The organism is Sphingopyxis sp., assembly GCF_035250425.1.
Lineage (GTDB): Bacteria > Pseudomonadota > Alphaproteobacteria > Sphingomonadales > Sphingomonadaceae > Sphingopyxis.
The window spans coordinates 1-16,967 of the sequence record NZ_DATFFD010000067.1; the positions used below are offsets into that span (position 1 = coordinate 1).

General features: G+C 64.9%; 15 protein-coding genes. 7 read left to right on the forward strand and 8 right to left on the reverse strand.

What is annotated here, in order from left to right; translation table 11 throughout:
* The 4 genes from VJ811_RS04105 to VJ811_RS04120 all read left to right on the forward strand — a co-directional run.
* A partial coding sequence (locus tag VJ811_RS04105) for a mannose-1-phosphate guanylyltransferase (protein ID WP_324071006.1) occupies positions 1–966 on the forward strand: 966 nt, incomplete at its 5' end.
* 153 nt (positions 967–1,119) lie between these two features.
* On the forward strand, positions 1,120–3,144 hold the full coding sequence (locus VJ811_RS04110) for a TonB-dependent siderophore receptor (RefSeq protein WP_324071021.1): 2,025 nt from the start codon (positions 1,120–1,122) through the stop codon (positions 3,142–3,144).
* Positions 3,141–3,722, forward strand: a complete 582-nt coding sequence (locus VJ811_RS04115; RefSeq protein ID WP_324071007.1) for a hypothetical protein — start codon at positions 3,141–3,143, stop codon at positions 3,720–3,722. The genes VJ811_RS04110 and VJ811_RS04115 overlap by 4 nt, the downstream gene beginning before the upstream one ends.
* Positions 3,719–5,077, forward strand: a complete 1,359-nt coding sequence (locus VJ811_RS04120) for a PepSY-associated TM helix domain-containing protein (RefSeq protein ID WP_324071008.1) — start codon at positions 3,719–3,721, stop codon at positions 5,075–5,077. The genes VJ811_RS04115 and VJ811_RS04120 overlap by 4 nt, the downstream gene beginning before the upstream one ends.
* 54 nt (positions 5,078–5,131) lie before the next feature.
* On the opposite strand, the gene VJ811_RS04125 is transcribed toward VJ811_RS04120, so the two are convergent.
* Positions 5,132–6,523 (reverse strand): helix-turn-helix domain-containing protein, encoded by a 1,392-nt coding sequence (locus VJ811_RS04125; RefSeq protein ID WP_324071009.1) that lies wholly within the window; start codon positions 6,521–6,523, stop codon positions 5,132–5,134.
* A gap of 139 nt (positions 6,524–6,662) precedes the next feature.
* On the opposite strand from VJ811_RS04125, the gene VJ811_RS04130 reads away from it, so the two are divergent.
* Positions 6,663–8,255 carry an isocitrate lyase gene (locus VJ811_RS04130; protein WP_324071022.1) on the forward strand — a complete coding sequence of 531 codons (1,593 nt, stop codon included), beginning with the start codon at positions 6,663–6,665 and terminating at the stop codon, positions 8,253–8,255.
* 168 nt (positions 8,256–8,423) lie between these two features.
* On the opposite strand, the gene VJ811_RS04135 is transcribed toward VJ811_RS04130, so the two are convergent.
* Positions 8,424–9,410 carry a TerC family protein gene (locus tag VJ811_RS04135; RefSeq protein ID WP_324071010.1) on the reverse strand — a complete coding sequence of 329 codons (987 nt, stop codon included), beginning with the start codon at positions 9,408–9,410 and terminating at the stop codon, positions 8,424–8,426.
* 69 nt (positions 9,411–9,479) lie between these two features.
* Entirely contained in the window at positions 9,480–9,686 is a 207-nt protein-coding gene (locus tag VJ811_RS04140; protein ID WP_324071011.1) for a DUF465 domain-containing protein, read from the reverse strand.
* Positions 9,687–9,928: 242 nt separating this feature from the next.
* On the opposite strand from VJ811_RS04140, the gene VJ811_RS04145 reads away from it, so the two are divergent.
* Positions 9,929–10,696: a crotonase/enoyl-CoA hydratase family protein gene (locus VJ811_RS04145; RefSeq protein ID WP_324071012.1), complete on the forward strand. Its 768-nt coding sequence runs from the start codon at positions 9,929–9,931 to the stop codon at positions 10,694–10,696.
* Positions 10,697–10,826: 130 nt separating this feature from the next.
* Here VJ811_RS04145 and VJ811_RS04150 read toward each other — a convergent pair whose 3' ends face one another.
* The 5 genes from VJ811_RS04150 to VJ811_RS04170 form a co-directional block, all read right to left on the reverse strand.
* Positions 10,827–11,648, reverse strand: coding sequence for a helix-turn-helix transcriptional regulator (locus tag VJ811_RS04150; RefSeq protein ID WP_324071013.1), 822 nt, complete (start codon positions 11,646–11,648; stop codon positions 10,827–10,829).
* Between the two features lie 112 nt (positions 11,649–11,760).
* Complete coding sequence (locus VJ811_RS04155; protein ID WP_414711913.1) at positions 11,761–13,074, reverse strand: amidohydrolase; 1,314 nt, start codon at positions 13,072–13,074, stop codon at positions 11,761–11,763.
* 22 nt (positions 13,075–13,096) lie between these two features.
* Positions 13,097–13,675: a DUF4893 domain-containing protein gene (locus tag VJ811_RS04160; protein WP_324071016.1), complete on the reverse strand. Its 579-nt coding sequence runs from the start codon at positions 13,673–13,675 to the stop codon at positions 13,097–13,099.
* A 137-nt stretch (positions 13,676–13,812) separates the two neighbouring features.
* Positions 13,813–14,598 (reverse strand): 3-hydroxybutyrate dehydrogenase, encoded by a 786-nt coding sequence (locus VJ811_RS04165; protein WP_324071017.1) that lies wholly within the window; start codon positions 14,596–14,598, stop codon positions 13,813–13,815.
* A gap of 23 nt (positions 14,599–14,621) precedes the next feature.
* A complete protein-coding gene (locus VJ811_RS04170; protein ID WP_324071018.1) occupies positions 14,622–15,779 on the reverse strand; it encodes a patatin-like phospholipase family protein in 1,158 nt (385 codons plus the stop codon).
* Between the two features lie 149 nt (positions 15,780–15,928).
* On the opposite strand from VJ811_RS04170, the gene ypfJ reads away from it, so the two are divergent.
* Positions 15,929–16,837 carry a KPN_02809 family neutral zinc metallopeptidase gene (ypfJ, locus tag VJ811_RS04175; protein WP_324071019.1) on the forward strand — a complete coding sequence of 303 codons (909 nt, stop codon included), beginning with the start codon at positions 15,929–15,931 and terminating at the stop codon, positions 16,835–16,837.
* The last annotated feature ends 130 nt before the right edge of the window (positions 16,838–16,967 follow it).

The following is a 16,967-nucleotide window of genomic DNA, read 5'->3' on the forward strand; positions in this document are numbered from 1 at the left end:
AAGCAGTTCCTGCTGCTTCACGGCCAGCGCAGCCTGTTTCGCCAGACGGTCGAGCGCACCCCTGCCGGTCCCGATTTTCTCCCGCCGATCGTGCTCTGCGGCGACGGCCATGTCGCGATGGTCCGCGAACAGATGAACGACCGCGAGGAGGAGCTGCTCGTCGAGCCGATGCCGCGCAACACCGCCGCCGCGATCGCGCTCGCCGTCGCGCAGGCCGATGCCGACACGCTGCTGCTCGTGATGCCGAGCGATCACGTCATCGCCGACGTCCCCGCCTTTCACGCCGCGATAGCCAAGGGCGTGCGCCTCGCGCAGCAGGACTGGCTCGTCACATTCGGCATCACGCCGGACAGCCCCGAAACGGGTTTCGGCTATATCGCCGCCGGTCGCGCGCTCGGCGGCGCCGACGAATCTTGGGGCTTCGCGGTCGAACGCTTTGTGGAAAAGCCGCCGCTCGCCGACGCAGAGGCGATGCTCGCCGTGGGCGGTTACAGCTGGAACGCCGGCATCTTCCTGTTCCGCGCCGCGCGGATGCGCGATGCGATGTTGACGCATTGCCGCGCGATCTTCGAGGCCGCGGACAAGGCCGTCGCGGCCGGAATGCGCGACGGCGACGCGCTCTATGCCGACGCGATCGAGTTCGCGAAGGCGCCATCGGATTCGATCGATTATGCGGTGATGGAAAAGGATGATCGCGTCGCGGTCGTCCCCGTCGCGATGGGCTGGTCCGATCTCGGCTGCTGGCACACGATCCATGCGCTCGCCGAAAAGGACGACGCCGACAATGCCGTCACCGGCGACGCCTTTCTTCACGAAAGCCGCGGCAACCTCGTCCGCGCGGGCGACAAGCGTGTCTCGATCCTCGGCATGGACAATATCGCGGTGATCGTCGACGGCGACGACATATTGGTGATCCCGCTCGAACGATCGCAAGAGGTCCGCGCCGCGGCCAAGGCGCGCGAATAGCAGAAACAATGTCCGTCGTCGCGCTCGGCGAAACGATTTCCATATCCCCTGTTGCTAATGCGACTACCTCTCATTAGTGGACAGCGCGACTCGTCATATTGTCAGGGGATTATCCAAGTGAAAACCGCGCGTATCGCCTTGCTCGTGGGCACCATGCTGGCCAGCAGCGCCGCCTTCGCCGCCGAGGCCGCTTCGGCCGAAACCGAGGATCAGGACCAGATCGTCGTCACCGGCTATGCGGGAACCAAGACCGAAACCGCGCTCGTCGAACTGCCCCAGCCGGTGAAGATCATCACCGCCGATCAATATGAGGCGCAGGGCGCGATCAATATCAGCGACACGGTCAAATATGCCGCGGGCGTGCTCGCCAACCCCTATGGCCGCGACACCCGCGTCGACGGCTTCAACGTCCGCGGCATCGACGCGCTGCAATTCCGCGACGGGATGCGCGACATCTTTTCCTTCTACGCCAGCATCACCTCGGACCCCTATAATTTCGAGCGCGTCGAAATCGTTCGCGGCCCGGCGTCGGTGCTGTTCGGCCAGGGCTCGATCGGCGGCCTCGTCAATCTCGTGTCGAAAAGCCCCGGCTTCGAAACGCAGGGCGAAATCAATCTCGTCTATGGCAGCTACGACCGCAAGGAAGTGCTCGCCGACGTCAACCTCGCCTTGTCCGACAGCTTCGCGATCCGCGCCGTCGGCCGCGCGCGCGACGCCGATACCTATGTCGACCATGTCCCTGACGACCGCGTGATGTTCGCGCCCTCGATCCGCTGGCAGCCGACCCCCGACACCGACATCGTACTGACCGGCCTCTATCAGGAGGACGACACCGGCTCGACCTCGCAATTCCTGCCGATCGTCGGCACTTTCCGGCCCAACACCGTCGCCGGCGAGCAGCTCGATCGCTACACCTTCGTCGGCAAGGCGGGCTGGGACCGCTATGCCGGCCGCTCGCTCCAGGGCGGCGGATCGATCACGCACCGCTTCTCGGACAATGTGAAGCTCAGCCTCAAGGCGCGCTATATCGACAGCGACCTCGAATATAACACCCATTATGCCGACAGCTATACGAACCCGCAGGATCCCTTCTCGGTCTATGGCATCGACGGCCGCACCATCGCCCTGACGGCGGACGCCAGCGACGCGCGGATGAACGTCTTCTCGACCGACAATAATTTGCAGTTCAACTTCAACACCGGCGCCAATATCGAGCACAAGCTGCTGGTTGGTATCGACTATAGCTGGAACAAGATTGCCAAGCGTTATGCCGGCGGGTACGAACTCGTCGATCTCTACGACATCGATTATGACGCGCTCGCGACCTACGACCCCACCGGCCCCTTCACCACGGAAAGCCAGAAGCAGCTGGGCTTTTACGTCCAGGACCAGATTCGTTTCTACGACCGGGTCTCGGTCGTGCTCGGCGCGCGCCGCGACCGCGTGACCGGTTCGTCGGGCCAGAAGGACAATGCCACCACCTTCCGCGCTGGCATCATCGGCGAAATCGGCGCGGGCTTCTCGCCCTTCTTCAGCTATACCGAAAGCTTCCTGCCCGTCGCCGGCTCCGTTCAAGGGGAAGGCGGCGTTCCCCTTTCGCCCTATCGCCCGCAGACCGGCACGCAATATGAGGCGGGCGTGAAGTGGCAGCCGACGCCGAACACCCTCGTCACCGCCACTGCCTTCAAGATCAAGGAGCGCAACCGCGTCCTTTACGGCCCCAACAATAGCACCACCCAGTCGGGTGTGCTCGATACCAAGGGCTTCGAGATCGAGGCGAGCCACGCACTGCCGGGCAATTTCGAACTGCTGGCCAATTACGGCTATGCGAAGCTCAAGTCGGAGGTGAACACCAGCCTCGACTATATGCCGCGCCACACCGCGTCGCTCTGGTCGACCAAGAGTTTCGGGCTCCCGGACGAGGCGCAGCTGCGTCTTGGCGCCGGCGTCGTCTACAGCGGCAAGAGCATCTCCACGAGCGACATCTGGTCGATCGTCACGCCGTCGCACACGACGGTCGATGCGCTGGCCGAGATCAGCTGGAACAACTGGCGCCTCGCGGTCAACGCCACGAACCTGCTCGACAACAAATATTTCGCCTCCTGCCTCGCGCGCGGCGACTGTTTCGTCGGTGCGCCGCGCAACGTGATGGCGACGGTCGGCTACCGCTTCCGGTGAGCAGCACCGCGCCTCTCGTCTGGATCGGTGCTGCGGCGATCGTCGCCGCAGTGCTGCAACTCCGCCGCGCGTGGAGCCTACCGCGCCGCTCGGCGGCGGCGAATGGCATCGCATGGGCGCTCCTGCTGCTGGGTTCGGCGCTCGCGCTTGCGGGCAACGGCGCCTGGGGGCTCGCGGTCGCGTCGCTCTTCGGCATGGCGAGTGCCGCGCTGCTCCTCGCCCATGCTGGATGGGCGTCGCCGCGCGGCAAGGCGCGCGCGTCGGAGCGCAAGGCGCATATGTTGCCCGAACAGGGCGAACTCCGCCACATCGGCCGCCGCTTGCTGACCTTCCTGATCACCGTTCCGCTCGCCTTTGCGGCAGCCCTGCTCGCCACGCTTGGCGCGCGCGCCATCACCGGCATGGCGGGATGGAGCGATGCCGACGGCAACGCGATGGCGTTGCTGCTATTGCCCCTCCTGTGGGGCATCCTCGCTTTCTGGCTTCTCATGCTGCCACGCCGAAGCGCGCAATGGGCCTGGCTCGCGATACCGGCGGCTGCCGGACTGGGCCTGATTTTTATGGGAGGCGCAGTATGAGGCTCGCGGTTTCAAAGGATGCCGTCCAGCGCGCGCTGTCAGCGCATGCCGCGATCGGCCTGCTCGCCTCGGCGCTGCTCTATCTCATCTGCCTGACCGGCACCGTCGTCGTCTTCTATCAGGAGTGGCAGCGGATCGAACAGCCGGGCGCGCCCGAGATGGCGGCGATTACGCCTGGCGCCGTCCAGCGCGGCGTCGCCGCGGTGCTCGCGACCGAAAGGGGCAAGCCCGCCACGACGCACCTTTATGTCCATATGCCGGTCGAAGGCTTGCCGCGCACCACGATCACCACCGATCATCAGGCGTTCCACGTCGATGCCGACGGCCGCATCGCGGGACCAGAGGAAAACGCCTGGTCCGAATTCCTGCTCGGCGCGCATTACGCGCTCAATATTCCGGGGCTCGTCGGCATGTTGATCGTCGGCATCTTCGGGGTGATGATCCTCGCGCTCGCGCTGTCGGGCGTGGTCGCGCATCCGCGCATCTTCCGCGACGCCTTTCGCCTGCGCACCCGCGACAATCATGGCGTCGGCCTCGCCGACTGGCACAACCGGCTCAGCGTCTGGACCCTGCCTTTCTCGCTCGCCATAGCGCTCACCGGCGCGATGATCGGTCTTGGCGTCGTTGGCGCCTACGGCCTTGCCGCCGCCTTCTACAAGAATGACGTCGAGGCCGCCTACGCCCCGATCTTTGGCGACGAAGGCGCAGCCGATGCTCGCCCCGCCCCGCTCGCCGATGTCGCCGCGTCGCTCGCATGGATCGCGCGGAACCATCCCGACGTGCGCCCGACCTACCTAATCCTCCACGATCCTGGCACGCGCGGCCAGCATATCCAGCTGATCGCCGAACATCCGCGCCGCCTGATCTATGGCGAAACCTATGAATTCGGCGCCGACGGCACCTATCATGGCAAGGTCGGGCTGTCCGACGGCCATATGGGGCAACAGCTTGCCGCCTCGACCTATAATCTCCACTTCGGCAATTATGGGGGACTGCCGGTCAAGCTGGCCTATATCGTGTTCGGGCTTGCACTCACTGTCGTCGTTGCCACCGGCACATCGATCTGGCTCGGCAAACGGCAAAGGCGCGGGCTGCACGAACCGCGATTGCGCGCAGGTTGGGACGGCGTCCTCTGGGGCGTCCCGCTCGCGCTGGTGCTCACCTTCCTCGCGCGCCTGCTGCTCGGCAACGCCGCCCCGCTGATCGCGATCTTCTGGACGCTGACGATCGCCATCCCGTTGCTGGCGGTCATCATCCGTCGCGAACCGCGACCGAAACAACTGCTCCAGCGACTCCTCGTCGCGGCGTTGCTCGCTAGCCTGATCGCAGCCGTCGCGGGTATCGTGGCCGTTTAGACCGGCGCAAGTTAAGTCGACACAAGGCAGGATCGGTCAGATTTAGCCCACATTCTAGTCCCCGGCAAAATCGAACGCACTCACCCCGCGCTCGCCTTCGCGGAACCGCAAGGGACGGCCGAGCGGCGGCATCGAGCGCTGGACGCACCCGGTGCGCGTGCAGCGCCGGCAGCCGAGCCCGATCGGCGTCGCCGGGCTGCGCATCAGGTCAAGCCCACGCGCGGCGATCAGCGGCGCCGCCACCTTGGCGTCGACCCCGACGCACACGGCGAAGCGCGCCGGCGTGCCGCTTCCCGTCGCCCCGGGCGCAGCGACCGAACGCGACTGGGTGAACCAGCGCGAGCCATCCTCGAGCTCGACGAGGTCGGCGACCACCTCACCCGGACGCGCGAAGGCTTCGTGTACGCCCCACAAAGGACAGCGCGCATCGCCGTCGACCAGCGGCGACTGGCTCGCCCCGGCATAACGCTTGCTCCCCTGCCCCGCGCGGTCGATGCGCAGCATGAAAAAGGGCAGCCCGCGCGCGCCGACGCGCTGGAGCGTCGTAAGCCGGTGCGCGACCTGCTCAAAGCCCGCGCCGAAGCGCCGCTGGAGCAACAGCAAGTCATAGCCCGTCGCGTCGCAGGCGCGCAGGAAACGGCTGTACGGCATCATCAGCGCGGCCGCGAAATATTGGATCAGATGTCGCTCGAACAGCCGCGCCGCCGCACTCTCGGCAAACTCCGCACCCGCGACCAGCGCATCGATCTCGGCCTTCGCCTCGATCTGCGCGAGCGTCGCCGCCGCCTGGAAGGTCCGCGACGCAGGGCGCAATAGCTCGTTCAGCATCAGCTGCCGCGCATGCCAGTCGAGCCAGCGCAGCCGATCGGGCATCACGTCCGACGGCAATATGCGGATGCCCAGCTGATGCCGCGTCCGCAGCCGCTCGGAAATCGTGCCATAAAGGTCGCCGCCCGCGAGCCGAAGCTCGTCGGCGAGTTCCTCGGCGCGGCTATCGAGGTCCGCGAAATGGTTGCGCCATTTCTCGATCGCGCGGCGCACCGCGGCAACTTCGGGCGCGTCGCCGTCATCTTCGGACCGCCCGCCTTCGGGCGCCGCGTCGAACAGGCGCGCAAAGGCGGCCGCCGTCGCCGGCGCGGTCTGCAACCATTCCTCGACATCCTGCGCGCCAATGCCGAGGTCGGCGAAGCGCGGATCCGCGAGCCGCCGCCGCAGCCCCGCCGCGCCGCCCGGCACTTCCTCGCCGCCGAGCGTGGCGGCATCGAAACCAAAGCGTTCCGCGAGCTTTACGATCACCGTCGCGCTCAGCGGCCGCTGGCCATGCTCGATGAGATTGAGGTAACTCGGCGAAATATCGAGCGCCTCGGCCATCGCCGCCTGCGTCATCGCCGCCTCGCGCCGCACCTTGCGCACCGCCGGCCCCGCAAACACCCGTCGCTCCGCCATCGATTGTAACTTTCTTTACTAATTTACACGCTGATTTACACCTGTCGGCCATATTTCACAAATATTATTGACAAAGCTTTTCACTTTCGGCGGCAAGTTCGCCACCTTCCACCCATCACCTCCGCACAAGGATATGACGATGGGTTATCAGGAAGACATGGCGCAGGCAGGCCGCCTCATCCGCGATTACGACGGCACCTGGGACGGCATCAGCGGCGAAAGCATCGCCCGCATGCGCGCCCAGAACAAGTTCCGCACCGGCCTCGACGTCGCCCGCTATACCGCGCGCATCATGCGCGCCGACATGGCCGCCTATGACGCCGACCCCGCGAACTACACCCAGTCCCTGGGCTGCTGGCACGGCTTCATCGCGCAGCAGAAGATGATCTCGATCAAGAAGCATTTCGGCACCGTCAAGGGCCGCTACATCTATCTTTCGGGCTGGATGATCGCGGCGCTGCGCAGCGAATTCGGTCCGCTGCCCGACCAGTCGATGCACGAAAAGACCAGCGTTCCGGCGCTGATCGAGGAAATCTATACGTTCCTTCGTCAGGCCGACGCGCGCGAACTCGGCGGCCTGTTCCGCGACCTCGACGCCGCGCGCGCCGAAGGCGACGAGCTCAAGGCCAAGCAGATCCAGTCGGCGATCGACAATCACGAAACGCACGTCGTGCCGATCATCGCCGACATCGACGCGGGCTTCGGCAATGCCGAGGCGACCTATCTGCTCGCCAAGAAGATGATCGAAGCCGGCGCCTGCGCGCTCCAGATCGAAAATCAGGTCTCGGACGAAAAGCAGTGCGGCCATCAGGACGGCAAGGTCACCGTGCCGCACGAGGATTTCATCGCGAAGATCCGCGCCTGCCGCTACGCCTTCATGGAACTCGGCGTCGAGGACGGCATCATCGTCACCCGCACCGACAGCCTCGGCGCGGGCCTGACCAAGCAGATCGCCTTCTCGAAAGAAGCCGGCGACCTCGGCGACCAGTATAACAGCTTCCTCGATTGCGAAGAGGTCGAAGGCGCGGGCAACCCGGGCGATGTCCTGATCAACCGCGACGGCAAGCTGGTGCGCCCGAAGCGTCTGCCCTCGAACCTCTATCAGTTCCGTTCGGGAACCGGCGAAGACCGCTGCGTCATGGACTGCATCGCATCCTTGCAGAACGGCGCCGACCTGCTGTGGATCGAGACCGAGAAGCCGCACATCGAGCAGATCGCCTCCATGGTCGACCGCATCCGCGAAGTCGTCCCCAATGCGAAGCTCGCGTACAATAATTCGCCGAGCTTCAACTGGACGCTGAACTTCCGCCAGCAGGTGTTCGATGCGTGGGAAAAGGACGGCAAGGACGTCAGCGCCTATGACCGTGCCAAGCTGATGAGCGTCGATTATGACGGGACCGCGCTCGGCGACGAAGCCGACAACCGTATCCGCACCTTCCAGCGCGATTCGGCGAAGCGGGCGGGGATCTTCCACCACCTCATCACGCTGCCGACCTATCACACCGCGGCGCTGTCGACCGACAATCTCGCCAGGGAATATTTCGGCGACGAAGCGATGCTCGGTTACGTCAAGGGCGTCCAGCGCGCCGAGATCCGCCAGGGCATCGCCTGCGTGAAGCACCAGAATATGTCGGGCAGCGACATCGGCGACGACCATAAGGAATATTTCGCCGGCGAAGCCGCGCTCAAGGCGGCGGGCAAAGACAATACGATGAACCAGTTTGCGGCCTAAAGGCCGCGGGGGGAACCAGTTCGCCGCCTGATACGAGTTCGGCGCGAGGGGCCCGTTGCAACCCCTCGCGTCACCCTTCTTGGCGCGGACCCGACCTCCGTGCCTACCGAGCTTTCCTGGGGAGGAAAGCCTGTCCGTCGGAAGCCCTTGTGCTTCCGGCGGACATTTTTATTGCGGCAATGCCGCTTCCTCCTCGCGCGTCCTGACCAGCGACCAGATGACGCCGCCCGCGATCAGCGCGACCGTTACGCCCAGGCTGACCAGCGGCGGGAACTTCGCGCCGCCCAGCACGAAATCGGCGACAAAGATCTTCGACCCGATGAAGATGAGCACCAGCGCGAGCGCATATTTGAGATAGTGGAAACGGTGCACCATCGCCGACAGCGCGAAATAGAGCGCGCGCAGGCCAAGGATCGCCATGATGTTCGACGTGTAGACGATGAAGGTGTCGGTGGTAATCGCGAAGATCGCCGGCACGCTGTCGACCGCGAACACGAGGTCGGCGAGGTTGATCACGACGAGCGCGAGGAACAGCGGCGTCGCGGCGAGTACCAGCTTGCCGGTCTTCGTATCAGGCACGCGGACGAAGAATTTCTCGCCGTGCGGCTCGTTGGTGATCGGAATGTGCCGCGACAGCCACCGGACCACCGGGTTGCCCGCGACGTCCATCGGCTTTTCGCTCGCGAACAGCATCTTCACGCCGGTGAACACGAGGAAGGCGGCGAAGATGTAGAGCAGCCAGCCATATTCGGTAACCAGCGCCGCGCCGCCCGCGATCATGATGCCGCGCAGCACGATCACCGCGACAATACCCCAGAGGAGCGCGCGATACTGGTAGCGCGCCGGGATAGCGAAGGTCGTGAAGATCAGCGAAATGACGAAGATATTGTCGATCGACAGCGCCTTCTCGATGAAGAAGCCGGTGTAATATTGAAGGCCGGCCTCGCCGCCCTTCGCCGCCCACACCCACGCGCCGAACGCGGTCGCGATACCGATGTAGAGTAGGGAGAGTTTCAGGCTCTCCCCGATCCCCATCTCTCTATTTTCCTTGTTGAGGACGCCAAGGTCGAAAGCCGTCAGCGCGATGACGAGCGCGATGAAGGACAGCCAGAACCAGGCCGGGGTGCCCAGCCAGTCGGCAAACAGAAATTCCATGCTGATTTTCCCTGGATATGCCGAGCGCGCCGCCTTTCGGCAGCGCCCTCGGTCATCGATTATGCTGGATCAGCGCGCGAACGCCGGGCGCAGCGCGGGTCGCCCCAAGGAACCTAGCGTCATCGCCGCGAGCCGTTCCTTCACCGCTAGCTTCAGCGTCTTCAGCCGCAGCAAGCGAAACGGATCGGCTGCGCGGCGGCGCACCTCGCGGCGCTCGGCATCGTCGAGTTGGCGATGCAGCACGGTCAGACGGTAGAAATTGGGATTGAGAGTCATTGAAAAGGGCCTCCTGATCGAGAAATCAAGCAGGTGACGCCGATGCCAAAACCCGGGATCAGGGGGGAGATAGGGCCAAGAGCATCGGGTCACCCGATGCGGTCCGACATCACGTGGCGGGAAATATCCCGCCAACGCCAGAGGGGCCCGGCCCGCATTTCTTTTATTTAGGGTGCCGTCCCGCCGCTTGCAAGTCCCCCGACGTCCCGGCACGCTGCGATGGAAAAAGGAGGAGGGTTGGAATGAGCGTGCTTGTCGATAAGGATGGCCCCGTCACGATCGTCACCATCGACCGCCCGGCACGCCGCAACGCGGTCGATCCCGACACCGCCGTCGCATTGCGGAATGCCTTTGGGGCCTTTGCCGCCGACGAAAATGCACGGGTCGCGATCCTGACCGGCAGCAACGGGCATTTCTGCGCGGGCTTCGACCTCAATGCCGTTGGGACGTCGCGCTATGACCCCGACGGCCCCGGCCCGATGGGGCCGACGCGCATGCTGCTCGAAAAGCCGGTGATCGCCGCGGTCGAGGGCCACGCCGTCGCCGGCGGGCTCGAGCTCGCGCTCTGGTGCGACCTGCGTGTCGCGGCGGCGAGCGCGGTGTTCGGCGTCTATTGTCGCCGCTGGGGCGTGCCGCTGATCGACGGCGGCACCGTGCGCCTGCCGCGCATCGTCGGTCAGGGCCGCGCGCTCGACATGATCCTGACCGGGCGCCCGGTTGCCGCCGACGAGGCCCAGCGCATCGGGCTTGCCGACCGCGTCGTGCCCGATGGCGAAGCGCTCGGCGCCGCAATCGAGCTGGCGAAACAGATCGCCGCCTTCCCGCAAATCTGCATGAACAGCGACCGGCTGAGCGCGTATCGCCAATGGGACTTCGACATCGAAGGCGCGCTTGCGCATGAAGCACATGCCGGGGTCGCCCCCTTGCGCGAAGGCGCGGCGGCAGGCGCGAAACGCTTTACCGAAGGCACGGGTCGTGGCGGCAGCTTCGCCGCGTTCAAAGGGGATTGACGGCGAAGATATGGATTGCCGCGGCGCAGCTCGTTTCCGCATCGCGAAAAGGACAAGGCGGCCCCCCGGGGGCAAGCCCGGGGTGCCGAAGTTGGGAGGGCCATTGTCGGCGCGCGTGCGAAGCCCGGGATCAATCGATTCGATTGAAACGCGTCGTTTCCAGTTTTTGACGACTGTCGGCGGACCAGACGATCGTTTCGGTCATGGATTTCAGATCCTTGGCGACGGTATAGACACGCGTCGATACACGGTTGCCGGCCTTCCCCAATGTCATGACCAATGTGTCCGGCGCCGGCTGACGCAGGGCAACGCTGTCGATGAAATCCATGTTGCCGGTGATCGGCACAGGGACGCCATCGAGCGCGGCGGTCGATTCCGAATGCCTGCTGGAGCCATCCAGCGCGACGATTTCGACACGCGTCGTCCATTTTCCGTGCGATGGCTGGAACGTCATCGTCACCCGTTGAGGGCGTTCGTTTTCCGGCATCTGCGATGCGTCCAGCGACCAGCTTCCCACCAGCGGCAACGGCTTGGATGCCGCGTTGTAAACGGCGTTCGGCGTTCCGGCCTGATCGGCCGAAGGGGCGGCTGCGAACATCAGTCCAGCGGCGGCCATGGATATTGCGATAAGCATGACGATCATTCCTTTCGAACCGCGAACCCCGACGGTTGCGGTGTGCGCCAGGTCTTTCACGGCGGAGCGCTGTCTCGAAAGATCGATATTTTCGTCACAAGTTTTCTGGAGGTCGAGAAGGCGCGCCAGCTCACGGCTGCTGCCGACCCCTGTCTTGCGGCGGGCGGTGCGCAAACGCTCGTTGATCGACGTTTCCGAGCGGCCCAGGCGCGCCGCGATGGTCTTTACGGTATGCCCCGCGACCAACAGGCGCAGAATTTCCATTTCCCGGTCGGTGAGGCGTGCGGATACGCCGAGAGCAGGTTCATTGGCAGACATGTCTTTTGCTCACCACAGCCTCACGAACAGGTCCATCCCAATTTATTTGGGAAACGGCAGCGCGGTCAGCTGATGCGGTGTGGGCGACCCCCGACGGGTTCGGCGCCTATCGCTACTTCTTCGCCATCAGCTTCATCGTCATCGCGGTCAGTGCCTCGGTCGCGGTCGATATGACCGCGGGCGCGTCGGGCGCCCAGAACGGCGAATGGAGGCTCGGCAAGGTCCGCCCTTCCTTCTTCGCCGCGTCATATTCGGCCTGCGGCACCCCGCCGACCCAGACGATCAGGCTCTTGATGCTCTTGTCCTCACGCCCGAAGCGGCTGAAATCCTCGCCGCCCATCACCGGCGGCATCTGCACGACGCGATCGTTTCCGAAGCTCGTTTTCAGATACGTCGCCATCTCCTCGGTGAATTCGGGGGTGTTGAAGGTCGACGGCGTATATTCATTCTTGTCGACGCTCACGACCGGCATCTTGTCGTCGGGCATCCCCGCGGCGATCGCTTCGCCCTTCGCGATGCGCGCGATCCCGTCGAGAAGATGATCGCGCACCTCGTCGCTATAGCTGCGAACGGTCAGTTGCAGCTTCGCTTCGTCCGAAATGATATTGTGCTTCGCCCCGGCATGGAAGCTGCCGACGGTCACCACCGCGCTGTCGAGCGGGCTGATCTCGCGCGACACGAGCGTCTGCAACGCGCCAACGATGCGGCTGGCGAGCACGATCGGATCCTTGGTCGTCTGCGGATAGGCGCCGTGGCCGCCGACGCCCTTCACCGTGATATCGACGCTGTCGACATTGGCGAGCGCATAGCCCGGCGTATAGCCGATCTTGCCCGCCGGAAACTGCGCCGCGTCGTGGAACGCGAGTGCATATTGCGGCTTGGGAAAGCGGGTATAGAGCCCGTCGGCGAGCATCATCCGCGCGCCGGCGCCGCGTTCTTCGGCGGGCTGGCCGATCATCACCAGCGTACCCGACCATTTCGCCTTGTTCGCCGCCATCAGCCGCGCGACGCCGATCCATGCAGTCATGTGCGTGTCGTGGCCGCACGCGTGCATCACCCCGGTTTCGACGCCTTCCTTCGTGGTGACGCGTATTTTCGAAGCGCCGGGCAGGCCCGTCTGCTCGATCACCGGCAAGCCGTCCATGTCGGCGCGGACCAGCACCACCGGCCCCGGCCCATTTTCCATCACCGCGACGATGCCCGTGCCGCCAACCTTCTCGGTGACTTTGAACCCGAGCTTGCGTGCCTCGGCCGCGAGGATGCCCGCCGAACGCACTTCCATGAAGCTCAGCTCGGGATTGGCGTGGAGATCCTTGTAGATCGCCATCAGCGACGGCATCTGTTTCTCGACCTCGCCGCCGAGCGTTTGGGCCGTTGCAGGCATAGCCAAAGCGAGCGCAGCAACGCCCGTCCACAAAATTCGCATGCTAATTCCCCTGTTGTTCTTGTCAGCTCGCCGGGACCAGTTCGATCACGTCGAGCAAGGATTCATAGGCCGGTGCGGGCAGCACGAGCCGCCAGCGATTGTCGCCGATCCGCTCGACCAGCCCCGCCATGTCGCGCATCCGGTCGCTGCCATAATCGACCGCCATTTTCTCGTCGCCGAGTTCCAGCGTGCCGAGAAAAATCTGCCGCTTCAGATTGTCGGGGAAAATCAGCCCGACCGGCCGCTGCGATCCCGAAATCTTGGTCAGGCTCGACAATCCCTGTTCGGGCGCCACGCGGCAACGGAACCAGCCATAGCCGACATAGCCAAGGCCGCTGCGCCCCTGCGCGCCGATCTTGACCGTCCGGCAGCGATAGTCACCCGCGGGCAGATGCGGATTGGGCAGCGCCGCCATCGGCTGCAACAATATGCCCTCACGGTCGACGTCGGCGCCATTACCCCTTGCCCGCGCATCCGCCAGCGCAGTTTCCCAGCTCTTGTACCAGCCGCGAATCCGCTCCTGATCCTGGGTTGTCGCCGTCGCGCGCCATGTGCCGGTCTCTGCCGGCGCATCGGCGGCTGACGGCGGTATCGGCGGCACCGTCCGACAGGCGCTAACCGTCAAGCCCAGCGTCAGGGCTAAAATCAATCTGGTACGACCCGTCATTCTCCGTCACTCCCCGCTCCGGTTGCGTTAACCTTAGGAGGGCAAAGGAGATTGCTCAAGGCCGCAGCGCCTCACCCGGCGGTCCAGCCGCCATCGACGCTGAGGTTCGCGCCGGTGATATTCGCCGCCTCGTCGCGGGTCAGGAAGGATGCAAGCGCCGCGACCTGTTCGACGGTCACGAACTGCTTGGTCGGCTGTCCGGCAAGCAGCACGTCGTTGATGACCTGTTCACGCGTCAGGCCGCGCGCCTTCATCGTATCGGGGATCTGGTTCTCGACCAGCGGGGTCCAGACATAGCCCGGGCTGATGCAATTCACGGTGATGCCCGCGTCGGCGACTTCCAGCGCCACCGTCTTGGTCAGCCCCGCGATGCCGTGCTTTGCCGCGACATAGGCCGATTTGAACGGCGAGGCGACGAGCGAATGCGCCGACGCCGTCGCAATGATGCGGCCCCATTTCTTGTGGCGCATCCCGGGCACCGCGTGGCGGATCGTGTGAAAGGCGGCGGTCAGGTTGAGCGCGAGGATCATGTCCCACTTCTCGACTGGAAAATCCTCGACCGGCGACACGAACTGCATTCCCGCATTGTTCACAAGAATATCGACCCCTCCGAAATCCTTGTCGGCTCGCTGGAACATCGCTTCGATCTGCTCGGGCTTCGTCAGGTCGGCACCGTCATAGGCCGCCTTGCTGCCGCTCAGTCCCTCCAGCGCGGCGCGCTCGGCCTCGATCGCATCGGCGTCGCCGAATCCGTTGATGATGGTCGCGGCGCCCTCGGCAGCGAACGCCTTGGCGATGCCGAGCCCGATGCCCGACGTCGATCCCGTGACGAGGGCGGTCTTTCCTTTAAGGCGCATGCTTAATCCTTTCGGTCGAGATTTCAGCTGATGTCTTTGCCGGCCTTGGGCCGCAGCGCGTCCGCCTGGACGGCGAAACTGTCCGATCGCCCTTCGGCGATGCTGTCGGCGAGCAGATGGCCGTCCTTCATCGCGGCTTCGACCGCATCGCGGCCGAGCGCCCAATTGACCTCCATCGTCGATCGCGAAAATTCGAAATCACGCGCGCCCGTCTGCCATTTGGGCGGTTCGTGGATCAATTGGACGACGTTGAGCGCCTTGCAATCGACCATCTTGCGGACCGCCTTGACCTCGGACAGGTCGGCGAACTCGGGCGGCAGCTTCTGAAGCATCCGGTCGATCAGCCGGTGCTCCTTGCGCCGCCGCACCAGCCCGTCCGAAATGCGGCGCGTGCGGCTGGAAAAGCGAATATCCTTCTCGCGCGACCAGGCTTCTTCCATGTCGTGTGGACGGTCCCCGCGCGCGGGGAACAGGTCGACCTGAAACACCAGCATATCCTCGTTCGCCGCTTCGACGACATGTTCGAGCGGCGTGTTCGACACGAGCCCGCCGTCCCAATACCATGTCCCGTCGATCTCGACCGGCGGAAGCCCCGGCGGCAGCGCGCCCGACGCGAGGATATGCCGCGCATCGAGCGGCTCGCGCTTCGTATCGAAATAGCGGAAATTGCCCGTCTCGACCGCGACCGCGCCGACCGACAGGCGGACCTTGCCGTTGTTCACCCGCTCCCAGTCGACCAGCCGGTCGAGCGTCGCGACCAGCGGCGCGGTGTCGTAGAAACTGACCGCCTCAGGCGTCTGCCGCTCGGCAAAGGCGGGCGGCGGGAAACGCGGGATGAAAAAGCCCGGAACGCCAAAGGCCATCACCTGCCCCGCCGCCGCCATATGCGTCCATTCGCGCGCCCAGTCGTTGTCGACCGTCGGCAGCGAGGGCAGCGCAGACGACACGCCTTCCCAGAACTCGCGCATCTTTCCGACGGCCTGGTCGCGTTCGTTCCCGGCGATGATCGCGGCGTTGACAGCGCCGATAGATATCCCCGCCACCCAGTCGAGTTCGATACCAAGCTCGATCAGCGCCTCGTAAACGCCCGCCTGAAAAGCGCCCAGCGCGCCGCCGCCCTGCAGGACGAGCACGACGAGGTCGGGAAGCGGAAGCGCGGCGCGGGCGGCACGGCGTGGCATGGACTCGGGGATCCTCGATTGGCGGGTGCGGGATTTGTGCACCGCAACACAGCCTATTGCAATGGCTCGATACTATGCGAAGCCCCTTCCAATTACCCGGCGCTGCTGTAACTATCGCGGCCGAACGAGCATTTTACCGGAGAAGCCCCATGCGCCTCGATGACTATGATCCCGGTGACGACATTCGCGACCTGGGTCGCGGCAGCGGCGGTGGATTCGGCGGCGGTGGAGGCGGCGGCCTCGGCGGGCTCCTTATCGGATTTCTCCCGATGCTGCTCGGGCGCAAGATGGGCTGCGGCACGATCCTGCTGATCGGTGCCGCCGCCTTTTTCCTGCTCGGCCCCGGCGCCAACATGCTCAGCAGCGGCAGCGGCACGGTCGATCCGGCCACGGACAGCCGCAGCGGCGCCAATGTCGCCTGCGACACGGAAAGCGAACGCTTCGCCTGCAACGTCTTCGGATCGACGCACACCGTTTGGGGTGGCCTGATCAACGGTTATCCAAAACCGACGCTCAACTTCTTCACCGAGGTCAATCGGTCGGGTTGCGGGGCCGCGCAATCGGCGATGGGGCCCTTCTATTGCCCCGCCGACAAGGGCGTCTATCTCGACACGACCTTTTTCCGCGAACTCGAACAAAAGTTCGGCGCGGCGGGCGATGCGGCGCAGGCCTATGTGATCGCGCACGAGGTCGGCCATCATATCCAGACGATCAGTGGCATTTCGGATCAGGTCCGCCGCGCGCAGGCACGCGGATCGCAAGCCGATGGCAACGCGCTGCAGGTCCGCATGGAGTTGCAGGCCGATTGCTACGCCGGCGTCTGGGCCGCGCGCGCGAAGACGAATGATGGCCAGCCGGTGATGGAGCCGGGCGACATGGAGGAAGCGATGCGCGCCGCGAACGCCATCGGCGACGACACGCTGATGCGCTCGGCGGGGCAGCGGCCGGTTCCCGAAAGCTTCACCCACGGCACCAGCGAGCAACGCATGAGCTGGCTTCGCCGCGGCCTGCAATCGGGGGATCCGCGCCAGTGCGACGCGTTCGGCGCGGCCGGCTGATCGCAGCGCTGGCGGCGGCGCTCGCCGCGGCGCCCGCATCGGCTGAAACACTTTATATCGAAACGGGGCGGCTGATCGACGGCGTCTCGAACGAGGTCCGTACCGGCCAGTGCATCACCGTCGAGGCCGA